The 21,559-nt window shown below is 36.3% G+C and carries 20 protein-coding genes and 1 tRNA gene; 5 read left to right on the plus strand and 16 right to left on the minus strand.

Annotation, left to right across the window (positions count from 1 at the left end):
• The first annotated feature begins 70 nt into the window (after positions 1–70).
• Entirely contained in the window at positions 71–799 is a 729-nt protein-coding gene (locus CLOCL_RS18680; RefSeq protein ID WP_014256777.1) for a CAP domain-containing protein, read from the plus strand.
• 166 nt (positions 800–965) lie between these two features.
• Here CLOCL_RS18680 and CLOCL_RS18685 read toward each other — a convergent pair whose 3' ends face one another.
• The 4 genes from CLOCL_RS18685 to CLOCL_RS18700 form a co-directional block, all read right to left on the minus strand.
• Positions 966–1,967, minus strand: a complete 1,002-nt coding sequence (locus CLOCL_RS18685) for a GGGtGRT protein (protein ID WP_014256778.1) — start codon at positions 1,965–1,967, stop codon at positions 966–968.
• 29 nt (positions 1,968–1,996) lie between these two features.
• The gene (locus CLOCL_RS18690) at positions 1,997–2,689 is read right to left on the minus strand and encodes an iron-sulfur cluster assembly scaffold protein (RefSeq protein WP_014256779.1); all 693 of its coding nucleotides are present in this window, start codon (positions 2,687–2,689) and stop codon (positions 1,997–1,999) included.
• A gap of 316 nt (positions 2,690–3,005) precedes the next feature.
• Positions 3,006–3,335, minus strand: a complete 330-nt coding sequence (locus tag CLOCL_RS18695) for a DMT family protein (RefSeq protein ID WP_014256780.1) — start codon at positions 3,333–3,335, stop codon at positions 3,006–3,008.
• A gap of 20 nt (positions 3,336–3,355) precedes the next feature.
• Positions 3,356–4,558, minus strand: coding sequence for a hypothetical protein (locus tag CLOCL_RS18700; protein ID WP_014256781.1), 1,203 nt, complete (start codon positions 4,556–4,558; stop codon positions 3,356–3,358).
• 314 nt (positions 4,559–4,872) lie between these two features.
• Here CLOCL_RS18700 and CLOCL_RS18705 point away from each other — a divergent pair, with 314 nt between their 5' ends.
• A complete protein-coding gene (locus CLOCL_RS18705; protein ID WP_014256782.1) occupies positions 4,873–5,262 on the plus strand; it encodes a hypothetical protein in 390 nt (129 codons plus the stop codon).
• On the opposite strand, the gene CLOCL_RS18710 is transcribed toward CLOCL_RS18705, so the two are convergent.
• The gene (locus tag CLOCL_RS18710; protein WP_014256783.1) at positions 5,257–5,601 is read right to left on the minus strand and encodes a hypothetical protein; all 345 of its coding nucleotides are present in this window, start codon (positions 5,599–5,601) and stop codon (positions 5,257–5,259) included. The two genes, CLOCL_RS18705 and CLOCL_RS18710, sit on opposite strands and share 6 nt — an antisense overlap.
• Before the next feature lie 204 nt (positions 5,602–5,805).
• Here CLOCL_RS18710 and CLOCL_RS18715 point away from each other — a divergent pair, with 204 nt between their 5' ends.
• Positions 5,806–6,114 (plus strand): carbohydrate-binding protein, encoded by a 309-nt coding sequence (locus tag CLOCL_RS18715; protein ID WP_014256784.1) that lies wholly within the window; start codon positions 5,806–5,808, stop codon positions 6,112–6,114.
• A gap of 49 nt (positions 6,115–6,163) precedes the next feature.
• Here CLOCL_RS18715 and CLOCL_RS18720 read toward each other — a convergent pair whose 3' ends face one another.
• From CLOCL_RS18720 to CLOCL_RS18730, 3 genes are all read right to left on the minus strand, one after another.
• Positions 6,164–8,089: an aconitate hydratase gene (locus tag CLOCL_RS18720; RefSeq protein WP_014256785.1), complete on the minus strand. Its 1,926-nt coding sequence runs from the start codon at positions 8,087–8,089 to the stop codon at positions 6,164–6,166.
• A 193-nt stretch (positions 8,090–8,282) separates the two neighbouring features.
• Positions 8,283–9,629 (minus strand): citrate/2-methylcitrate synthase, encoded by a 1,347-nt coding sequence (locus tag CLOCL_RS18725; RefSeq protein ID WP_041715832.1) that lies wholly within the window; start codon positions 9,627–9,629, stop codon positions 8,283–8,285.
• Positions 9,629–10,300, minus strand: a complete 672-nt coding sequence (locus CLOCL_RS18730) for a GntR family transcriptional regulator (RefSeq protein WP_014256787.1) — start codon at positions 10,298–10,300, stop codon at positions 9,629–9,631. Before CLOCL_RS18730 ends, CLOCL_RS18725 begins: the two co-directional genes overlap by 1 nt.
• A gap of 480 nt (positions 10,301–10,780) precedes the next feature.
• On the opposite strand from CLOCL_RS18730, the gene CLOCL_RS18735 reads away from it, so the two are divergent.
• On the plus strand, positions 10,781–11,680 hold the full coding sequence (locus tag CLOCL_RS18735) for a DUF445 domain-containing protein (protein ID WP_014256788.1): 900 nt from the start codon (positions 10,781–10,783) through the stop codon (positions 11,678–11,680).
• Positions 11,681–11,737: 57 nt separating this feature from the next.
• Here CLOCL_RS18735 and CLOCL_RS18740 read toward each other — a convergent pair whose 3' ends face one another.
• The 7 genes from CLOCL_RS18740 to CLOCL_RS18770 all read right to left on the minus strand — a co-directional run bounded on the left by CLOCL_RS18740 (position 11,738) and on the right by CLOCL_RS18770 (position 19,465).
• Positions 11,738–12,652, minus strand: coding sequence for a hypothetical protein (locus CLOCL_RS18740; protein WP_014256789.1), 915 nt, complete (start codon positions 12,650–12,652; stop codon positions 11,738–11,740).
• Between the two features lie 766 nt (positions 12,653–13,418).
• A tRNA-Pro gene (locus CLOCL_RS18745) sits at positions 13,419–13,494 on the minus strand.
• A gap of 197 nt (positions 13,495–13,691) precedes the next feature.
• Entirely contained in the window at positions 13,692–16,112 is a 2,421-nt protein-coding gene (locus tag CLOCL_RS18750; RefSeq protein ID WP_014256790.1) for a Lon protease family protein, read from the minus strand.
• Positions 16,113–16,602: 490 nt separating this feature from the next.
• A complete protein-coding gene (gene rimI / locus CLOCL_RS18755) occupies positions 16,603–17,058 on the minus strand; it encodes a ribosomal protein S18-alanine N-acetyltransferase (protein WP_014256791.1) in 456 nt (151 codons plus the stop codon).
• Entirely contained in the window at positions 17,058–17,774 is a 717-nt protein-coding gene (tsaB, locus tag CLOCL_RS18760; RefSeq protein WP_014256792.1) for a tRNA (adenosine(37)-N6)-threonylcarbamoyltransferase complex dimerization subunit type 1 TsaB, read from the minus strand. The genes rimI and tsaB overlap by 1 nt, the downstream gene beginning before the upstream one ends.
• Before the next feature lie 48 nt (positions 17,775–17,822).
• Complete coding sequence (tsaE, locus tag CLOCL_RS18765; RefSeq protein WP_027622219.1) at positions 17,823–18,287, minus strand: tRNA (adenosine(37)-N6)-threonylcarbamoyltransferase complex ATPase subunit type 1 TsaE; 465 nt, start codon at positions 18,285–18,287, stop codon at positions 17,823–17,825.
• Complete coding sequence (locus CLOCL_RS18770) at positions 18,287–19,465, minus strand: amidohydrolase (protein ID WP_014256794.1); 1,179 nt, start codon at positions 19,463–19,465, stop codon at positions 18,287–18,289. Before CLOCL_RS18770 ends, tsaE begins: the two co-directional genes overlap by 1 nt.
• A gap of 292 nt (positions 19,466–19,757) precedes the next feature.
• Here CLOCL_RS18770 and CLOCL_RS18775 point away from each other — a divergent pair, with 292 nt between their 5' ends.
• Positions 19,758–20,207, plus strand: a complete 450-nt coding sequence (locus CLOCL_RS18775) for a hypothetical protein (protein WP_014256795.1) — start codon at positions 19,758–19,760, stop codon at positions 20,205–20,207.
• A gap of 167 nt (positions 20,208–20,374) precedes the next feature.
• Here the strand turns inward: CLOCL_RS18775 and CLOCL_RS18780 are convergent, their stop codons facing one another.
• On the minus strand, positions 20,375–21,538 hold the full coding sequence (locus CLOCL_RS18780; RefSeq protein WP_014256796.1) for an MFS transporter: 1,164 nt from the start codon (positions 21,536–21,538) through the stop codon (positions 20,375–20,377).
• Between the last annotated feature and the right edge of the window lie 21 nt (positions 21,539–21,559).

Raw genomic sequence — 21,559 nt, forward strand, 5'->3', positions numbered from 1 at the left:
ATTTTTATACTATATAAAGCCAAATAAAACCAACTACCCGAATTATGTAAATTATTCAGGAGGGTCAAACATGAAATTTTTTAATCATAACAAAACATTGATAAAATTACAATCCGGCTTTATTGCTATTGTTTTAGCGCTGTCAATTTTTTCGCCGGGATATGTTTACGGTAAAGACGGAAATCCATATTTTAAAAAACAGGAATACAATTCTCTTTATGTTAATCGTACGGAATACTTTTTTAATCTCGGGAAAGTACTTGTAGAAAGTTTTAACTTTATATACTTCAATTTGCCCACCTATGACCAATGGTACAAAAAATATATAACTGTAAATCCTTCTTATCCGATAATTGTTCCTCCAACCCCCTCTCCTACTAAAACACCATCTTCTGCTCCAGGCAGCATTAGTGAAGATGAAAAAGCACTATTGGATTTAGTCAATAATGCCAGGCTTAAAGCAAATTTAAAACCTCTTGAATACGATATTGAACTAGCCAATGTGGCCATGATAAAAGCCAAAGACATGGTAGACAATAATTACTTTGACCACACATCTCCAACCTACGGTTCACCTTTTGACATGATGAAAAGCTTCGGTATCAAATACGGATATGCCGGTGAGAATATTGCTACCGGTTATGCAAATGTGCAAGATGTGTTTAATGGTTGGATGAACTCTCCGGGACATAAAGCCAATATTCTGAATGAAAAGTTTACCCATTGCGGATTCGGTATTGCCAATGGAGGAAAGTACGGAGGTAAAACCTGGGTACAGATGTTCATCGGTAAACCTTAAACTATTTTTAACCCATTTGCTTATTCAGTAAGCAAAGCAAAGTAATAGATAAAAAGTATATAAATTCAAAAGTGGTGCAGGATGAATTATAAACTTCCCACACCACTTCTTATTTTAATAATCCTTAATAACAGACAAAGTATCAACGCTTTGACTTTTCAGTCAATTAAGCCTTCGCAGATTCCTCAACTGCAACTGCAACAGCAACAGTTGCACCAACCATTGGGTTGTTACCCATACCTATCAAGCCCATCATTTCAACGTGAGCAGGAACTGAAGATGATCCTGCGAACTGGGCATCTCCATGCATTCTTCCCATTGAGTCAGTCAAACCATAAGATGCCGGACCTGCAGCCATGTTATCAGGATGAAGTGTTCTACCTGTACCACCACCGGATGCAACAGAGAAATACTTCTTACCGTTTTCTCCGGCCCATTTCTTGTATGTTCCTGCAACAAGGTGCTGGAATCTTGTTGGGTTTGTTGAATTTCCTGTGATGGAAACGTCAACACTTTCTTTAATCATTATTGCAACACCTTCATTTACGTCATCAGCACCGTAAACTTTAACTTTAGCTTTTTCACTGTTGGAGAAAGCTATTTCTTCAATAACTTTTAATTCTCCTGTATAGTAATCGTACTCAGTCTTAACATATGTAAAACCGTTTATTCTGGAAATTATGTAAGCTGCATCTTTACCGAGACCGTTTAAGATAACCTTTAACGGTTCTTTTCTTACTTTGTTTGCAGTTCTTGCTATACCGATAGCACCTTCAGCTGCTGCAAATGACTCATGACCTGCAAGGAAACAGAAGCATTTTGTTTCTTCTCTCAAAAGCATTGCACCAAGGTTACCATGGCCCAATCCAACTTTTCTGCTATCTGCAACAGAACCTGGAATACAGAATGCTTGTAAGCCTATTCCTATTGCTTCTGCAGCATCAGCAGCATTTGTTATACCTTTTTTAAGAGCTACTGCGCAGCCTAAAGTATATGCCCATACAGCATTTTCAAATGCTATTGGCTGAACACCCTTAACTATCTTTTCAACATCTATACCTTTTGACAAGCATAATTCTCTGGCTTCTTCCAAACTATTCATACCATATTCGGCAAGACATTTGTTGATTCCATTTATTCTTCTTTCATAACCTTCAAATCTAATCACGTGTATTCACCTCTCTTCACAATTAATTATTACTCTTGTCTTGGATCAATTATTTTAACTGCCTCGGAAAATCTTCCGTATGTACCGATGTTTTTCTCATAAGCCTCTTTAGGGTCAACACCCTTTCTGATAGCTTCCATCATCTTTCCGAGATGAACAAATTTGTATCCTATAACTTCATTGTTTTCATCCAAGCCTATATTCAAAACATAACCTTCAGCCATTTCAAGGTATCTTACACCTTTATCCTTAGTTCCAAACATTGTTCCAACCTGAGAGCGTAAACCTTTACCAAGGTCCTCAAGGCTTGCTCCTATTGGAAGACCACCTTCTGAAAATGCAGTCTGAGTTCTTCCGTATACCAACTGTTTGAATATTTCTCTCATTGCAACGTTGATAGCATCACAAACGAGGTCAGTATTCAATGCTTCAAGAATTGTTTTACCGCCAAGAATTTCAGCTGCCATAGCTGCAGAATGTGTCATTCCGGAACATCCCAAAGTTTCAACGAGAGCTTCCTCAATTATACCATTCTTAACGTTTAAAGTAAGTTTACAGCACCCCTGCTGTGGAGCACACCAACCGATACCGTGGGATAACCCCGATATATCGGTTATCTCTTTAGCTTTTACCCATTTTCCTTCTTCAGGAATTGGGGCCGGTCCATGATTTGGTCCTTTTTTTACACAAATCATACCTTCTACTTCATGTGAATAATTCATGAATCTAATCCTCCTTCACAAATATAATTGCTTAAATATACCTTAGCACTTTGTGACAGAACCTGTTTTGAACTCTTGCCATACTAAGGATATGATCATTGCACTTTTAATCGCGCATGATTAAAAACAGCTTCATTAAAATTACTTGCTGTCTTGCGGCTAACACAAAGTTCAAAAAACTTTGCATCAACACCATAAAAAATTTCAGTCAACATTATACCATAATTATTAAAATGTAGAGAGAGAAAATTAAATTTTTTTGTTAATTTTTTTACAAAGATTCAGAAAGCATATCGAAAAGTTCTCCAAACTTGTATTACCACTTCTTGAAAGCGAAAAACACTGCTCCGATAATGAAAAGAAATGAGATCATATAATTCCACCGTAAACTTTCCTTAAGATAAAGAATTGAAAATACTGTAAATACAGAAAGAGATAAAACTTCTTGTATAATCTTAAGTTGAAACGCTGTAAAGTAGTTACTTCCAATCCTATTTGCAGGAACTTGAAAACAATACTCTACAAATGCTATGAGCCAGCTTACAACTATCACTATAGGCAATGCTGTACTTTTATATTTTAAATGTCCATACCAAGCAAAGGTCATAAAAACGTTAGATATTAAAAGCAAAAATATCGGCAGCATAAATCTTCTCCTTATATTTCCTATGTAATTGGCAGATAATTTTTTTCAACAAGTTCCTTTAAATAGTTTATATTATTTTCGTCATTTTTCAAGATAATTTTTGCTTCTTCACTGTATTGTTTCAGCAAAGCCTCATATTCCTGAACCAGCTTCTTATAATTGTCTTCATCGTTTTTTTCATTAAATATAATCATGTTGTTTTCAATATTGTACTTTCCTGCCCTATCTTCGAAATATTTACAAATTTCGTCTATCTTTTCAAACAACTTTATGTTCAAATCGTACAATACATCTTTTTCTTTTTTTTCCTCTTCACAGTTTTTCTTGATAGCCGCAACAAACTCTTCCCTTATACTCTCGGGTACAGCAATATTTTCGATTTTGTTTGCATAAGTGTCATGTACTGAACTGTTTTGGTTTTTGGATTCAACTAATTCATTTATTACAACCTTGGCACTCTCCCTGTTCTGTCTTATGCGTTCAATGTCATTCAACATCTCAGGTATAATTATCTGACTTAGCGGAATATCCTTGAACAGATAGGATATTTCCGAATTCATATGGTTAAGAGTTAAAACATAATTGTACGTTTCCGATACCAACGGCGCATAATCTCCATATTCACCAGCAGAAACATCCTCATTAACAGCATTCCCTGTCAATACGGCTTCATAAAATTCAATTATCTTCATCAAAGCTGCTTTTTCCATTTGCATCTTTTTCGTTTTTTCTGTGTTTATTGTTTTAACGGTAGCAATTAAAAAGAAGGTTGAAACAGCAAACAGTATAATACTTGAAGCAATGATTATAATGGAACTGTGCCTTTTGAAAAATTTTGCAGAAATAAAAATAATTAAGGTAATAAGTATACCCATTCCGAAAAATATACCAATCAAATAGAGTAAAGAATTGGTAGTATCGTTCTTCATCTTTTCCATACCTAAATTTAGAAAAGCATTTATCATGCCGACCAACATAAACATCAAAAAAAACACCGTTGAAATGATGTATTTTAAAAGCTTTGATGCTTTACTTTCATTTGAATATCTTTCCAGAAACACATCAATAAATTCAGGCACTTCATATGCTTCAACATACATATTCTTTTCAACATCATACAATTTGCTGGTCTTGCTGATCATACCTTTTCGATAAAGCTCATATACCTGGTCAACGCTTATAATATCAGTTTCGCCTGTTCCAATAAAATACTTATACAGCACGACGCTATTCCTCCTTTTGACAATTACCGAAAATCCAATATGTCACTTATTCTCCTTCAGATTTCAGTCATTGCCGGTTGGTATGCAATCTATAAAACACCTTTTCTTGTCCAAAATATTAAGATGAGAACTTTTACGGGATAAATTGTACAGGCATTACCCTTCTATTTTATTATAGGTTTTTATTATTAACATTTCAATGATTTACTATAATACTTTTTATACTGTAAATTCATTTGCAATTAATTTTTCTGTAGCAAAACCGCTATGTTTAACATAATATAAAAACATAGAACTGTATTAAAGGAGTGGCTATGGACAGATACCAAAAACTCGAACAAATTACCAACGGAATTAATGCAGCATATAAAATTAGAAGTGCCGGAAATTTATTGACACAAAGGGATTCTGAAAGTCGTCAGGACATAAACAATGTGGATCTGCTTATTAAAATGCTCTCTGTTATTGCAGAGTATTCACCGGAATCCCACAGAGACACTTTTAGTGAAAATCTTCAAAAAAGCACAGTTTATCATAATACATACAGAAATCTTAAGCAACACATAAAAAACATTCAGTCAAGCAGGCATCTTGACAGCGATGGTCTGGCAAAAACTCTTGAAATAGTTAAGCCTATTTTAACCAAAGATAGAAGAAATATAGTGGAAAAAATGCTGCAGATTCACGAAATAATGAAATCATAGTTTTAAATAATACCTTTTATTCTTCATACTCTTAATTCCTCTGATATATATTTTATCATAGTGCAGCTCCGACAAACCCGATACCTTTTTTTCCGCCGGAGTTCGCCTTTTTTTTACCCAAATTATTTGCTCGGTGCGGTATTTGGCCCGAGGTTCGAAAATGCTCTGAATTATAAAAAGTGCATTCCCCAGTGTCGTACTAAAGCTGCTGTACTCTTCCCTAACATTTCTGGAATCAACATAATACGAGATAATAAGGCATATTACTCCAAATATCACACCAATCCCGGCTATGACAGCAAAAGCTTTAATCAAGTTAAGTAAAAAAACATCCCCCATCTTTTTCACCCTTTATATCCCTACAAAAATTTCTTATATTAATTATACTACAACAGGAGCTATTTGTCTGAAATTCCCTATGTGCATTCCCGCCTTTTCAATTCATTTTTTAGTTGCAATTCCAAAAAGCACTTGAATATATATTTTTAATTTTATAGATACTATTTATGCGTGCTCAATAAAAAAGAAAGGGTTGGTTCACTTATGTATAACAGTTATGTGGAAAACGGGGTTATTATTGCGCCAAATGTAGTAGCCGAGGGAGAAAAAACCACAGTCAAATATAAAGGATTACTCTACAACTCAGGTGCTGACGAGGTATATATGCGTATAGGTTACGGTCCAAGCTGGGAAGACCAGAAAGACATCAAAATGACTAAAACTTCCAACGGCTTTGAGGCACAAATTCCAATAACTTCACAGGATAAGCTTAATTTGGCGTTTAAGGACAGTGCAAATAACTGGGATAACAACTCTGGAGCCAACTACTCTTTCAATATTGAGTCAAAATAGTATAAACAGCAAAAAAATTTAAGGGGTTGGTCTTTGCCAACCCCCATTATTATTTGCTGAAATGTTCTTTAATCCAGGGAAGTTTTCCGCCTATCTTAAGTATCTCGGCATCAAGTTCGGATAAAGTATGGGTCAATTCAATTTCAAATCCCTTGGTTATATTTTTTAATTTGACATCGCCTTTTAAATCTCCTATGTCAATTTCAATCTTGTCTCCCAAATCGATCCTGTCATAATCCTCAGGATTCTTGAATGTCAAAGGAACAATTCCGAAGTTAATAAGGTTTGCAAGGTGGATTCTTGCAAAAGATTTTACAATAACCGCTTTTACTCCAAGATATTTTGGTGCTAATGCAGCATGTTCACGGCTTGAGCCCTGTCCGTAGTTCTCTCCTCCGATAATGAATCCTCCGCTGCTTTCCAAGGCTCTCTTTGCAAAACTTTCATCCACTGCCTCAAATACATGCTTGGATATCTCGGGTATGTTACTTCTCAAAGGAAGTATCTTTGCACCTGCCGGCATTATATGGTCAGTTGTAATATTGTCTCCAACTTTAATCAATGCTGTTCCTTCCAGAACATCGGGCAACTTGTCAAAGGAAGGAAGGGGTTTTATGTTAGGCCCTCTTATTATCTCAACCTTCTGAGCTTCCTCAGGCGGCAAAGGATTCAAAATCATATTGTCGTTAACAAAGAATTTATCCGGCATCTGTATCTTAGGATATTCTCCCAAATCTCTGGGATCGGTTATTTCTCCTGTAATAGCAGCAGCTACTGCAACTTCAGGACTTGCCAGATATACCTGAGCATCCTTGGTACCGCTTCTTCCTTCAAAGTTTCTGTTAAAAGTGCGCACTGAAACTGCTCCCGAACATGGCGCCGATCCCATTCCGATACATGGACCGCAGGCATTTTCCAAAATTCTGGCTCCTGCCTGTACAAGATAGTTAAATTCACCGCTGTCCACCATATGTTCAACAACCTGACGGGATCCAGGGCTGATTGTCAGGCTTACATTTTCAGATACTGTTCTGCCTTTCAATGCATTAGCAACAACTTTCAAATCCCTTAGAGATGAGTTGGTACAAGATCCGACAGATATCTGGTCTACTTTTATTCCGGCTACCTCTCTTACTTTTTTAACGTTTCCGGGACTGTGAGGAAGAGCAATCATAGGCTCTAATGTACTTAAATCAATCTCCATTATTTCATCATATTCAGCATCATTGTCCGGAACAAGCTCTATCCATTGTTCTCCACGGCCCTGAGCTTCAAGAAAAGCTTTAGTTATTTCATCGCTCGGGAAAATACTTGTGGTACAACCGGTTTCAGTTCCCATGTTGGTGATGGTTGCACGATCCGGTACTGAAAGAGTTTTTACACCGGGGCCGAAATATTCCAAAACCTTTCCAACTCCGCCTTTAACATCAATTCTTCTCAAAACCTCAAGAATAACATCCTTGGCTGAAACCCAGTCATTGAGCTTTCCAACAAGTTTTACCCCAACAACTTTAGGGAATTTAATCCTAAAGGGCGCTCCTGCCATAGCTGCAGCAACGTCCAATCCTCCGGCTCCCATTGCAAAGCATCCTATTCCTCCGGCAGTGGGAGTATGGCTGTCAGAACCTATTAATGTTTTCCCGGGACGTGCAAAACGCTCTAAAAACAACTGGTGGCAAATTCCGTTTCCGGGCTTTGAAAAATATAATCCATAACGTTTTGCAACCGATTGAAGATATCTATGGTCATCGGCATTTTTAAAATCAGTCTGCAAAGTATTATGATCAACAAAGCTCACACTGAGTTCTGTCTTAACTCTATCAATTCCAATGGCTTCAAACTGCAAATATGCCATAGTACCTGTAGCATCCTGAGTCAATGTGTTATCAATTTTGATGGCAATCTCACTACCAACGGTCATGTTGCCTTCAACTAAATGCTGTTTCAATATTTTTTCTGTAATGGTTCCTTTCATTTCACGACCTCCAATTAGGTTAATCTTGTATAAGATAGTTGAAATAAACTATCCAAAATTATTCTGCTCATATTTAAAAGGTATTCTTTTTCCAATAAGAAACCAACAATAAATTAATAATATAAAATTTTAAAGGCCATTGCAATAAATATTCTTCAGTTCATTAATTCATCAATTCTGTAAACTGTTATTTTTATCTGTCCTTCAAAGGTTTGTAAGGTATCTTTCCTTTTACATTTTTATACGCAGGCCTGATAATTCTGCCTCCATTAATGTGTTCCTCAAGAAGGTGCGCACTCCATCCGGCAATTCTCGCAATTGCAAAAAGCGGTGTATAAAGCTCGACAGGTATTCCCAACGATTTATATACAAAACCGGAATAGAAATCCACATTAGCACTTACTACCTTATCGGATTTTTTAACTTTTGCAAACACTTCCGGTGCCAATCTTTCTATGGTTGTAAACAAATTGTATTCCTCTTCATTTCCAGTCTCTTTAGCCAATTCCTCTGCTTTTCTTTTTAGCAAGACAGCACGAGGGTCGGAAAGTGTATAGACAGCATGGCCAATACCATATATAAGGCCGGAACCGTCATTTGCTTCTTTTTTCAAAATTTTAACGAGATAATCACTCACTTCACCCTCATCAGACCAATTCTTAACGTTTGCTTTAATATTTTCCATCATTTGCATTACCTTAATATTTGCACCGCCGTGCTTTGGCCCTTTTAACGAACCTATAGCCGCTGCAATGGCAGAATATGTATCTGTGCCGCTGGAGGATACAACACGGGTTGCAAAAGTTGAATTGTTTCCTCCGCCATGCTCGGCATGAAGTACAAGAAGAAGGTCTAATATTTCTACTTCCGATCTTGTGTACGTACTATCGGGACGTATCAAATGTAAAATATTTTCAGCAGTGCTCAGCTCCGGCCTAGGGCTGTGCAAGAAAAGGCTTTGCCTGTCATGGTAATGCCTCTTTGCCTGATAGCCGTAAGCAACCATTGTAGGAAATCTTGCAATAAGTTCTATACACTGTCTCAAAGTGTTTTCAATACTTGTGTCATCAGGATTTTCATCATAGGAATATGAAGCTAATACAGCTCTGGCAAGTTTATTCATAATATCCTTGCTTGGCGCTTTTAAAATCATATCTTCCGCAAAATAATCCGGTAATGTTCTTTTTGAGCCCAGGAGCTGAGAAAACTCATCCAATTGCTGTTTATTAGGCAATTCTCCAAAAAGAAGGAGATAGCATGTTTCTTCAAAACCGAGACGGTTTTCGCTTATAAAGCCTTCTACAATATCATAAATATCAATACCTCTATATCTCAGTTTTCCCTCTACGGGTATTTTTTCTCCTTCATCCATTATATAGGCATGGACATCCCCAACCTCAGTGAGCCCGACTAAAACACCTGTATCGTCGGCATTTCTAAGGCCTCGTTTGACATTGTACTTTTCGAACATTTCATTTTGAATGTGGTTGTTCCTTTTTATAATTTCCGAATAATAGCTGTAAATTCCCTCACATGTCATTAACATTCACTTCCCCTCATATTATAATTCATACTTGCTTTCTTAACATGTTGTATAGTTAGCTCTTCAGCTTTTTTAACATCTCTCTCCAATATTGCCTGATAAATTGCCTTGTGTTCAGCCAATGCTTCTTCGGCCCTGCCGGCCATACCCAGCGAATTTATACGAGCTCTTTGAATATAATGATGAAAATTACTTAGCATAATCATAAGCGGTTTACTTTTGCTGGCCTTGAATATTGCTTCATGAAACTTTGTGTCCAGCTTTAAAATTTGTTCCACATCATTCTTTTCAGTATAAAACTCTTCCAATTCCAAAAAATGCTTCATATCTTTAAGTTCTGCTTCTGTGGCGTTTTCAGCCGCCCAACGGGCTGCAATACCTTCAATGGCAAGTCTTATAGTATAAATATCTTGAATATCCTTTGCTGACAAACCGGTGACAATAGCACCTTTATTGGGAATAGTTTGTACAAGACCTTCCAGTTCAAGTTGCCTTATAGCCTCACGAATAGGGGTACGGCTTACTCCAAGTTCTTCTGAAAGTTTTGTCTCAATCAGGCTGTCACCTGCTTTGTACTTTCCGTTAAGGATATCGTTCTGCAAATAACTAAAAACCTTTCCATGCAACGAAGAATTGTTGTCATCATCCATAGGTTTAAATTTAGCCATGCTGACTCTCCTCCTTCGCAAAGCCAACAAACAATTGTATTTGATTGTTCTGGTGATTTGACTACACACTAGAAAAGCAGTTATCGATATAACACTCATCTACTATGTATTCTTGTATTATTGTATACAATTATACAAGAATAGTCAATATGATTTCCAAATTTTATTTTGAAATTTACATAATTTTGCCTAATTTTTTTAACGCTGAGGATTTCTTAATCTAACATTATAAAAAGCGTATGATTTTTTAAAATAAAAGAAAAAATGAGTACTGATACTTTTTAATATGATTTTGATACTATATTTTTATTTGAAATACATAATTAAATCAATAGACGAGTTTGACCAGACAACATAAATTTACTAAAGTTATTTTTATGATATAATTCTTTTTACATAAGTTTTGAAAATTATGTTTTACAGACCTTGAAGAGAAATATTTCAAATAATGCAGTTTAAATTTCAGAAAGGAAAGTCGGTATGCAATTAATAGAAATTTTATCCGGCCCTATTATCGGTGCCGTTATTGGCTGTTTCACCAATTATATAGCTGTCAAAATGCTTTTCAGGCCGAGAAATGCCATAAAGCTTGGCAAATTCACAATGCCTTTCACCCCCGGAGTTATTCCGAAAAGAAAAGCCGCCCTTGCCAAAGCAGTAGGAAAGACTGTGGGCAATACGTTGTTTGGCGAAAATGAAATAAAGGCCTCCATTGGCTCTGAAGAAATGAAAAATACTTTTGTAAAGGGAATAATGCAGCTTATTGGCGAGAAATTTACAGGCGATATGACAACCAAGTCTTTGTTCCTGGAATTCCTTAGTGAAGAAACTTATCTGCAAAAAAGAAATGATCTGACTGATAAGCTTTCAGACAGAATTGCACAGGAACTACTTAACATGGATATCGGCAAAATATTAACCGATAAGGGTACGGAAGCTATAAAGCAAAAAATAAGCAATCCCATGCTTTCATTCTTAATTAATGAAAAAACCATAAAATCCTTTGCCGCGCCAATTGGAGAGCGAATAAACGAGTATGTCAGGAGCGAGGGAAAAAGTAAAATCGAAAGTTTCATTGCCGCAGAAATAGCAGCACTTGAGGATAAACAACTCAATAGTTTGATGGGCAATCAAGAGGATTTAATGTTAAAGATACAAAATAAACTTGGTGAACTATATATCAAGTTTGTCAACGACAATATCGAAGACTTTGTGAAAAATTTTAAAATTAGTGAAATAGTTGAAGAAAAAATCTCAAATATGAGCAATGAATCCCTCGAAGAGTTAACCCTCTCGGTAATGCAAAACGAATTAAATACTATTGTATACCTCGGAGCTGTAATTGGATTCATTATAGGTATTTTAAATATTTTTATGTAATATCCGCTTCAACTTCCGTTTTATAATTGTTAAACCCAAATACACCTTCGATGTTTACTAATTAAAGTAACGATATTTACTGGTAAGCTTTAGAAGTAAATCCAAACGGGCAGGATCTTTATATTCGGGCTTAACCATATAATAAACATAGCTTTCCAGCACGCTTATATCGGTTGATGTACGGCCTTCAATCTTAAAATTGTTAAATCCCATGGGAACATATTTTTCATAAATATCTATCGGTTTAATATGAGTTCTATATTTAGTTGTTTCATAGAATTGAAGCTGCATCTGTTCACATTCAAAGTCTTTGAAATTAAATGGCAAATTAGGTGTCTTCATATGCTCGGTAAGAGCCATTTGGTATTTGCCGATGTAGTCATAATGTTCTTTTCTGCGAGGGCAATTCGGGATACAACAAGCATTGATGAGAAGTTCACACTTCTCCTTATATGGAATTTTTGCCAGGTCTTCGAAACGATTATTCCAATTATAGTCCAAAACAACAAGACTGTAATCTTTTACCAATTCTTCCTTTAATCCTTCAATATCTTCAATTTGTTTACAGGTTGAACTTATAATTTTATATTTGGGATAATTTTTTCTTATATAAGCTTCCAAAACAGGCGAAACAACAATAACTTCATTTAGGCCATTATGCCCCATTTCCAGGCACATATTGCAAAACTCATCATCCAAATGCTCTTCTTTTATATGAGGATTGCTAAAAGTGTAACGGCACGGAATACCCCGGGCATTGAATTGCCTCATAATCTCCACCATTACATTGCGATCCATACTTCCGCTGAAAGTACGTCCACCGTTCCATAATGAAGTGGGGAATGTCCCGTATACAGAACCTACACAAATATCTGGCCAGAACCATTCAGGTCTCATTTTCATTACTTCGTATATCAATATGTTTAACCTAAAATGTCTCACAAAATCCGGCAAATGAAATTTGATACTCATAAAAACCCCCCACTTGATTAAAAACTTCCATATGGAACAAATGCGCGATATAAAAGCAATATAAGCGAACAAGAAGATTTGAAGAATGAGTTATAATGACAGCGTTTTGTCGACAAGCACGATTTATATTTTATTTATATTAAAAAATATACCAATGGGATATCCTCTTGTCAAGTTGAGTAATTTAGCTTCTGCTTTGTTTTCCAAAGATTTTAACTTACTTCCATCTATTAATTACAGATATTTTATGTTTTCATTCTCGGTAAAATCCTCTATTTCCCAACCCCGGTACCCCTGAAAATGGCTATAAAGGCCTTTTTATATGTTTCAAAAAATTTCAATTGCAATCGAATGTACATATGTGTTAAAATGATTAAGTGTAAATAGTGTCAATCATTTGACACAGTTTTACTCCCCTAAAGAGAGCTACAAAACACGCTCTCTATTTTTTTTGCCGCATCAAAACCATCCCCTGCATTTTGTGTTAATATAAACCGACTTAGTAAATTGTTGTGCAGTTTCTTTTATCCCGTTTTCATCAAGCATGCTGGTGCAAACATCTTCTGCATCACCCATAAATATTCGGCTTTGTTCCATAAATTAAATAGGAATATCATTAGAATAAGAAAATGAAAATCAAATCGGATTTAATTATATAACCTAAAGTAAAAGGAATAACCTAAAAGAATACAAATTTTATGAATCAGGCAATAGAGAAAACATATAAAGAAAAATTGAAAGGGGGGTGAAATTCCCCCCTTATTCCTGGTCGGAGTATGGAGACTCGAACTCCAGGCCTCTTGGTCCCGAACCAAGCGCGCTACCAGCTGCGCTATACCCCGAAAACCACATATATATTTTAGCAGTATTGTTTAATCTAATCAATATTAATTTTTGCTAAATTAAAAATTTTTTTATTTTAGCATACTTTTTAGTCAAATTTAATCCCAGTAATAAAAACACTCCCGGATTTTTTGTCCTGGAGTGTAAGTGCAACCGTTATTCAATTTAAAGAACACTTTCCAAGTTTTCATACTTATTATTTATTCCCTTTCTTGTCATCCCGATAAAAACCGGCAGCAGTCTGTGCATATTTCTTAAGTTTTTCATATACCAGATAGTTGATTGTACCCGGGGGATAAGTACCGTCTTTCCTCCTCTTCCCTGCTTTCATACCTGTAAGAATCTCAATACCTTCATCTATCGTCTTTACTGCATAGATGTGGAATTTCTTCTTTTTCACAGCCTCTACCACTTCATCGTTCAAAACCAGATTTTTTATATTCTGATAAGGTATTATAACTCCATGCTTTCCATTAAGGCCCCGGAATTTACACAACTCAAAAAACCCTTCAATCTTTTGGGTAGCACCGCCAATAGGCTGAATTTCCCCCTTTTGATTTACCGAACCGGTTACTGCAATATATTGCTTTATAGGTACCTCTGCCAGGCTCGACAGTACAGCATAGAGTTCTGCACTGGAAGCACTGTCACCATCCACACCGCCATACAACTGCTCAAAACACAGGCTGGCTGTAAGAGTCAACGGTATCTCCTGAGCAAATTTTTGTCCTATATATCCGCTTAATATAAGTACGCCTTTTGAATGGGATGTACCGCTCATTTCTACTTCTCGTTCAATATTTATAATGCCGCTTTCTCCCATAAAGGTATTGGCCGTAATTCTTGCCGGTTTTCCAAAGGAATAGTCTCCCGTATCGAGTATTGTCAAACCGTTTATCTGGCCTACAACTTCCCCTTCGGTATCCAGGATAATGGTACCATCCTTAAGGCTCTCAAGAATTTTTTGGTCATATTTGTTTGACCGGTATAACTTTTCTGATATGGCTTTTTTAATATGCCGTTCACTGACCAGGCTGCTTCCTTCAATTTCAGCCCATGCACTCGATTCACACAATATCTCCACTATGTCATTAAATCTTGTGCTTAGTTTTGTCTGATCCTCCACCAGTCTAGAACTGTATTCAACAACTTTAGCTACTCCCGTCCTGTCAAAATGAATGGTGCCTTCTCTTTTGCAGAAAGAGTTTATAAACTTTGCGAGCTTATATATATTTTCTTCGTTTCTCTCCATCTCGGCATCAAAATCGACTTTTACCTTGAAAAGTTTCTTAAAGTCTTCATCAAACTCGTATAAAGTCTGATAGAGGTATTCACTTCCCACCAAAATTACTTTTATATCAACAGGAATAGGTTCCGGTTTCAGTGTTGAAACAGCAACCAATCCCATTTGCTCCTTCATGTTTTCAATGGTAATTTCCTTTGTACGCAAAACTCTCTTTAATGCCTCCCAGGCTTGCACATTGCTCAGCACATCCTTGGCCTGAAGTATGAGATAACCGCCGTTGGCCTGGTGAAAAAGTCCCGGCTTTATCATGGTATAGTCGGTAGTCATTGTTCCAAATTCATTTTCGTACTCCAATTTACCCAGCAAATTAAAAAAGGTAGGATTATAATCAACTATTACCGGTGCGCCTTCCAGTTCGCTGTTATCTACTATAAGGTTCACTCTGTATTTATCGGTAGGCGAGCCTTCAGAACCCTTAAACCATGGAATTAATAACTGCTGTTGTTCATCGGTATAATCTTCTTCCCTGAAATCGTCCAAATTTTTAAGTATGTCTTCCTGCACATTCTCAAGAAAATCTACAACCCTTCTATAATCCTGATATTTCTCCTTAAGGTCATTTATGTGCATACCTACAGCAAATAAAGCAATTTTATTTTCCCACTCGGCTACTCTTTCTTCTGCTTCCTTTTCAATAGCTTTTATTTTTCTGATTATATCCATTGTTTCAAGCTGTATAATATTGGATTTTTCATTTATTTCATGTTTGAGCCTTTCATCCAATTGGTTATATTCCTCTTCCGATATAGTTTTGCCCTCTACAACAGGAAGAAAGTATATGCCTGCATTGGTGGTTTTCACCTTGAACCCGTGTTTTTCAGCATCTGCATTTAGTTTTTCCAAAAGCTCATTTCTTTTAGATTGGTATTCTTTTGCTATAGCAGCCTTTTCCTTCTCATAATCCTCGCTGTTAAAAGCTTTTGAAATCTCCATCTGCAAAATCTTTATAAAATTCTCCATATCCTCTTTAAAAATTCTACCCAAGCCGGCCGGTAAGTTAAGTGCAGAAGGTTGGTTGGGATTGTTGAAATTATATACATAACACCAGTCATCAGGTGTTTTGGCACTTTTGGCTATTTTCTTCGCATAATTTTGAGCATAGCTGGTCTTGCCTGTTCCCGTCGGCCCGCACATAAAAATGTTATATCCACGGGTTTTTATTTTTAAGCCAAACTGCAGAGCTTTCACCGCTCTTTCCTGGCCTATTATATCCTCTAACGCTTCAAGTTCTGAGGTATCATTGAATTTTAAAGACTCCGGGTCACATTCATTCCTGAGCATTTCATAAGACAAACTTTTTATTTGCGGCATTATGCTTCCCCCTTTGCACTATTATTAAGGAAATTCAAAAACTATGGCAGCAAGAGTTGCAACCGAAATGGCTAATTTCAATATGTTTTGAAGAAAAAAAAGAGCTTCTGAATGAAAAACACTATACCCATATATCGCAAAAACTCCCAATCAGTTTTTAGAACCTTTGTTTTTTTCTGCGAAGAATCAGGACCTATGTATAATCAGATCAAAAAGAACAAAAACAATAAAAAATAAACGCGCCAATAAAAATTTAAATCAAAAGTTTAACAGAAGATAATTTTGATATTATATTCTACTAAGAATAATGAAAATCCTCTTTTATTCTGTATATTTATGTAGTATTTTGGATATGGCTATTTACAAAAAGTTCTCTACGATTTCATTCATAAAAGAAGCAAAAAATTTGCACCGATAAACGAATATAATAAATTTCTTTATATGATGAACAAGGCAAAAATGTATTGTTGAATTAGGAAAGTAAAGCTTTTTATGAATTTTCTCTCCACATAATAATTGCATCTTCTTTATTGTCGGCATAATACTCTTTCCTGAATCCTTCAACTTGAAAACCGAATTTCGCATATAGGTTTTGAGCCGGAATATTGCTTTTTCTAACTTCCAAAGTCATTCTGGATATACTCTCTTCTTCAGCCATATCAATTAAGCTTTTCACCAGCATATATCCAACACCTATTCTTCTGTATTCAGGATGTACTGCCACATTGGTAATATGTCCTTCATCAAAAACTTTCCAAAAACCTGCATATCCTATCGCTTTTCCATTCACTTTTGCGACTATGTATCTGGCAAATTTATTGTTTGTTATCTCCTCAATAAAGGCTTCTCTGGACCATGGTATTGTAAAACTCAGTTTCTCAACCACCATAAGATCGTCAATATCTTCAAGAGTTAAACGGGAAATTTCAATATTATTAATGCCCATTAATTCTCACCTTTCCCGCACAGTTTCTTTTCCATCTCTCTTTCCGCCTGGGATTTTCTCAAATAGAAAGGTACCAATTCAAAACTGCTTGTTAATTTTCCTTCCTTTGCCATCATAATTGCGAGTTCAGCCACTGATGCACCTCTTTGAAGCCTGCTTCCCAAAGGTGCAAACTCACAGTTTTCTCCAAGTTCCGACATAAAGTACTCCTTATGCAAATCCACTGCATCACCTGTAAAAATCACTTTCTTATCATTCTGCCTTATTATCTGCACCAGTTCTGAAACCGGTATCCCCATGTATTCAGTGGTTCTCTCCAGTTTGCCGTCCTTTACTTCATAAAGCGCGGTAAAAACCTGGTTGTTCCTCGCATCCAAAATAGGGCAAATTACAAATTTACTTGTAACAATATTATATGCCAGTGCATCCAACGTTGGTACCCCTACAACTGGTTTATTGGCTGCATAAGCCATAGCCTTTGCAGTAGTAACTCCAATTCTCAATCCCGTAAAAGATCCAGGACCAATGGATGCTGCAAATACATCAATGTCCGCTGGCTTTAAGTCTAAATTTTTCATAATTTCATTAATCATACCCATCAGCTTTTGTGAATGAGTCTTTTTATTATTTATAGAGTATTCTCCCAGAAGCTTTTCATCGTCCATTACCGCAACAGCTGCGATTACTGTGGATGTATCAATAGCAAGTACTTTCATCTTCAATACCTCTCATAGCATGTAATCTATTCGGCAATTTAATGCGCATTATATTTTTAATCGGTTAATATAACCCTCGTATTTTTTCCCGATAAATTCTATATCTATTTCCCTTGCATCCAAACCCAATTCAGGATTTTTTCTAATCTTAACCCATATAAACTCATGGGGCAGAATATCCTTTATCAATTCCGCCCACTCAATTACAACCACACCATCACCATAAAGATATTCCTCAAAACCTATATCATACATCTCGTCAGGATCTGCAATTCTGTAGACATCAAAATGGTAAAGAGGTACCTCTGCACTATATTCATTTACTATAGTAAATGTGGGGCTTGTTATATAATCTTCTACTCCTAACGCAGAAGCAATACCTTTTGTAAGGGCAGTTTTACCGGTACCTAAATCTCCGCTTAAAAGTACCACATCACCTTTTTCCAAAATACTGCCCAATGCCTTACCGACTTGCACCGTCTCATCCTGGGAATAAGTTTTAATTTGCTTCATCATTCTTTCCTCTCATAAACAACTTGTCCGTTTATTATAGTTGTAACAACCCTTGTCCTAAATTCCAAAGGGTGTCCGTCCATTATTATAATATCCCCATCTTTACCTTTTTCAATACTGCCCACTCTTTCGTCAATCTCCGTCAACTCAGCGGCATTGATTGTAATTGCTTTGAGGGCCTCCTTTTCATCCATTCCTTCCCTTACCGCCAATGCAGCGCAAAGAGAAAGATACTGGATAGGAACACAGGGATGGTCTGTCATTATGGCAGTTTTTACTCCTGCCTTTGAAAGTATCCCCGGTGCTTTAACACTCATATTGCGAAGTTCCACCTTTGAACGATCGGTAAGCATAGGACCTACAATGGCCGATACTCCTTCCTCCAGCAAAATATCTTTAATAAGGTGTCCTTCAGTACAATGCTCTATTGTAATTCTTACATCGAACTCTTTAGCAATTCTTATAGCCGTTAGAATATCGTCAGCCCTATGAGCATGGGCCTTTATAGGAATTTCTTTCCTTAAAACCTTAAGCAAAGCTTCCATTTTTATATCATATTCCGGCTTGTCCGCATTTTCTTTATCTTTGTTATATTCATCCCAAAGCTGCATATATTCCTTAGCTTTCATAAGATTTTCCCTGAGAATGGCGGCTGTCGCCATACGGGTTGAAGGTGCCTGTTTTCTCTCGTTATATACTGTTTTGGGATTTTCACCGAAAGCCACCTTTATAGCAACCGGTTCCTTAATTATCATCTCTTCAATTCGCCTTCCGAAAGTCTTTAACGCAGCAAACTGCCCTCCTATAACATTGGCACTGCCAGGACCGGTTACAACAGTGGTAACTCCGTTTTCCAACGCTTCCCTAAAGCACCTGTCAAGGTGATATACACCGTCAATTGCACGCAAATGCGGTGTCACAGGGTCTGTCATTTCATTTCCGTCTTCTCCTTCAAACCCCACAGCATCTTCCCACATTCCTATATGGCAGTGGGAATCAATAAATCCGGGCAAAACATATTTGCCTTCTGCATCTATAATCTCAAGGTCTTTTTTACCCCTGAGACTCTTCTTGCCTTCTCCCACTTCAATTATCTTACCCTTATCTATCAGAACATATCCGTTGTCATAATCAATACCTGTCATGGTGAGTATTTTTCCATTTCTTATAAGCAGCATATATCCTCCAAAAAAACTTCATTTTTTAAACTTACTATATTTTATTATACTGCGCCGGTAATTACAATAGAAATCTCATCAAGCTCTGGAGTGGCTATAATTACCTGTTAACATTTCACTTAATTTATGCGAGAATTATGTAAACCACATTTCATCACAGACACTTTATATTTTTTAAGAAATCATATATATCGTTGGAAATAGCATTAACCCGATATTTATGAACCAAAACATTTGAAAAACGCATTATAAGTATTCTTAAATTTTCTGTTAAGGGAGGGAAAAAAGGAATATGAAAGGAAAGAAAAAAATTGTTTTTCTGACAATTGTCTTGGTAATTGCAATGCAAATTATTATTGCCAATGCAGTGGGATTTAGCATTGTTGACTTTATAAAACAAAAAACCGATTCAATTGCCTCTGAAACAACAAAAAATACTACTGGTTCACTTGAACAGGCAAAACAGGAAGCATTGTCCGAAACAGAACAGTATATTGATGAGTATATGAATGATATTAGAAATGCTTTAGAACAATATGCCAATTCCGAGACTAATGCTTCAAAAATCAAGATCAAAGAAAAGTCAAAACAGGTAAAGGATGCTCTTGATTCTGTAAAAGAAGGCGAAATACAAAAGGGGAAGACCAAAATAAAAATTAAAATTGATACCGATACAAATAGAATACTTTCTGAACTTGATCAGCAAATCTCAATTAAAATTCAGCAAAAATTTGGTAATTAGGGGATAAGTACTCCTTATATCATATGCTTCAAGCAAGATTCAAAAATCCTGCTTGAAGCTTTTTTATTTTGTGCTTTATGAAATTACCCATTTTCGGTCTTTTATCAGGTCAAAATATACTCCTTTCTCTTTAATAAAAATAAACTTCATTTATTACAAAAATTCAATTATGCCGCTTTATCTACTTTTCTCAGCCCTTCTGTCATAACAATCATAAAAATCAACGAAATAAAAAGAAAGTAGGGATATAAAGATATAGAAATGTTATCTGCTATAAGTCCAAATAATGGCGGCATCAAAGTAATACTTGTATATGCACAGGCCATTTGAACTCCAATCATAGCTTGGGACATTTTAGCACCAAACTTCTCAGGAGTTTGATGAATCAGACACGGAAATACAGGTGCACATCCTACACCAGTTGAAAACAAAGCAATTCTTAAAAACATATCGCCTAAAGGCAGTATCATCAACAGGAGAGAAACTGTAACAATTCCCTGCCCTATTTGTATCATTTTGGAACAGCTTATTTTTATCATAAGAAATCCCGAGATAAAACGTCCGAAGGTTATTCCCATATAAAACAGTGAAATCCACCTTGCTGCGACTTCAGGCGAAATTCCTCTGTTAAAAACCATAAAACTGCTTCCCCACAATCCACAGGTTGATTCTAAAGAGCAGTAAAAAAAGAAGGCAAGGAATGCAAACTTTGCTCCTTTTATTTTAAGCAATTCCCTAAATCCCAAATCACTGTTCTCTCCGTCATTCATATCCGATTGATTCTTCTCGACCTTTTTCCATATAGGTAATGACACAAACAAAATAACAACCAGAATGCATTGAATAAAGCCAATAGTTCTATATCCCGAACTCCAACTTCTTTTGTTAAGGCAATAGGACATAATTATCGGACCGATTGTAGCACCGATTCCCCAAAAACAGTGCAGCCAACTCATATGTTTTGCTTTATAATGAAGGGCTACAAAATTGTTTAAAGCTGCATCCACCGAACCAGCCCCTAAACCCAACGGTATAGAAAGCAGGCATAGAAAAATAAAATTTCTCGATACACTAAACCCCAGTAAGGCAATGGCGGTCATAAGTACACTTACCGCTGTTACTTTTCCGGTGCCAAACCTGCGTATCACTTTTACACTGAAGAAACTGGATATGATAGTTCCGCATGAAACCACTATTGAAATAATCCCAGCATAAGATACTGAAACCTGCAAATCCATATACATTGACGGCCAGGCAGACCCCAGCAAAGAATCGGGCAACCCTAAACTAATAAAAGAAGCATAAATAATCACCAATAAAATTGTCATCATGATATATATCTCCACTTTCCT

The organism is Acetivibrio clariflavus DSM 19732, assembly GCF_000237085.1.
Classification (GTDB): domain Bacteria; phylum Bacillota; class Clostridia; order Acetivibrionales; family Acetivibrionaceae; genus Acetivibrio; species Acetivibrio clariflavus.

What these genes read in the sequence shown, in the direction of transcription:
- CLOCL_RS18780 (WP_014256796.1), bottom strand. Translation starts at nt 21,538, where the DNA reads ATGATGACAATTTTATTGGTGATTATTTATGCTTCTTTTATTAGTTTA.
- rimI (WP_014256791.1), bottom strand. Translation starts at nt 17,058, where the DNA reads ATGGGCATTAATAATATTGAAATTTCCCGTTTAACTCTTGAAGATATT.
- CLOCL_RS18735 (WP_014256788.1), top strand. Translation starts at nt 10,781, where the DNA reads ATGCAATTAATAGAAATTTTATCCGGCCCTATTATCGGTGCCGTTATT.
- CLOCL_RS18725 (WP_041715832.1), bottom strand. Translation starts at nt 9,629, where the DNA reads ATGACATGTGAGGGAATTTACAGCTATTATTCGGAAATTATAAAAAGG.
- CLOCL_RS18715 (WP_014256784.1), top strand. Translation starts at nt 5,806, where the DNA reads ATGTATAACAGTTATGTGGAAAACGGGGTTATTATTGCGCCAAATGTA.
- CLOCL_RS18720 (WP_014256785.1), bottom strand. Translation starts at nt 8,089, where the DNA reads ATGAAAGGAACCATTACAGAAAAAATATTGAAACAGCATTTAGTTGAA.
- CLOCL_RS18705 (WP_014256782.1), top strand. Translation starts at nt 4,873, where the DNA reads ATGGACAGATACCAAAAACTCGAACAAATTACCAACGGAATTAATGCA.
- CLOCL_RS18740 (WP_014256789.1), bottom strand. Translation starts at nt 12,652, where the DNA reads ATGAGTATCAAATTTCATTTGCCGGATTTTGTGAGACATTTTAGGTTA.
- tsaE (WP_027622219.1), bottom strand. Translation starts at nt 18,287, where the DNA reads ATGAAGCAAATTAAAACTTATTCCCAGGATGAGACGGTGCAAGTCGGT.
- CLOCL_RS18775 (WP_014256795.1), top strand. Translation starts at nt 19,758, where the DNA reads ATGAAAGGAAAGAAAAAAATTGTTTTTCTGACAATTGTCTTGGTAATT.
- CLOCL_RS18695 (WP_014256780.1), bottom strand. Translation starts at nt 3,335, where the DNA reads ATGCTGCCGATATTTTTGCTTTTAATATCTAACGTTTTTATGACCTTT.
- CLOCL_RS18710 (WP_014256783.1), bottom strand. Translation starts at nt 5,601, where the DNA reads ATGGGGGATGTTTTTTTACTTAACTTGATTAAAGCTTTTGCTGTCATA.
- CLOCL_RS18750 (WP_014256790.1), bottom strand. Translation starts at nt 16,112, where the DNA reads ATGCCGCAAATAAAAAGTTTGTCTTATGAAATGCTCAGGAATGAATGT.
- CLOCL_RS18770 (WP_014256794.1), bottom strand. Translation starts at nt 19,465, where the DNA reads ATGCTGCTTATAAGAAATGGAAAAATACTCACCATGACAGGTATTGAT.
- CLOCL_RS18730 (WP_014256787.1), bottom strand. Translation starts at nt 10,300, where the DNA reads ATGGCTAAATTTAAACCTATGGATGATGACAACAATTCTTCGTTGCAT.
- tsaB (WP_014256792.1), bottom strand. Translation starts at nt 17,774, where the DNA reads ATGAAAGTACTTGCTATTGATACATCCACAGTAATCGCAGCTGTTGCG.
- CLOCL_RS18680 (WP_014256777.1), top strand. Translation starts at nt 71, where the DNA reads ATGAAATTTTTTAATCATAACAAAACATTGATAAAATTACAATCCGGC.
- CLOCL_RS18690 (WP_014256779.1), bottom strand. Translation starts at nt 2,689, where the DNA reads ATGAATTATTCACATGAAGTAGAAGGTATGATTTGTGTAAAAAAAGGA.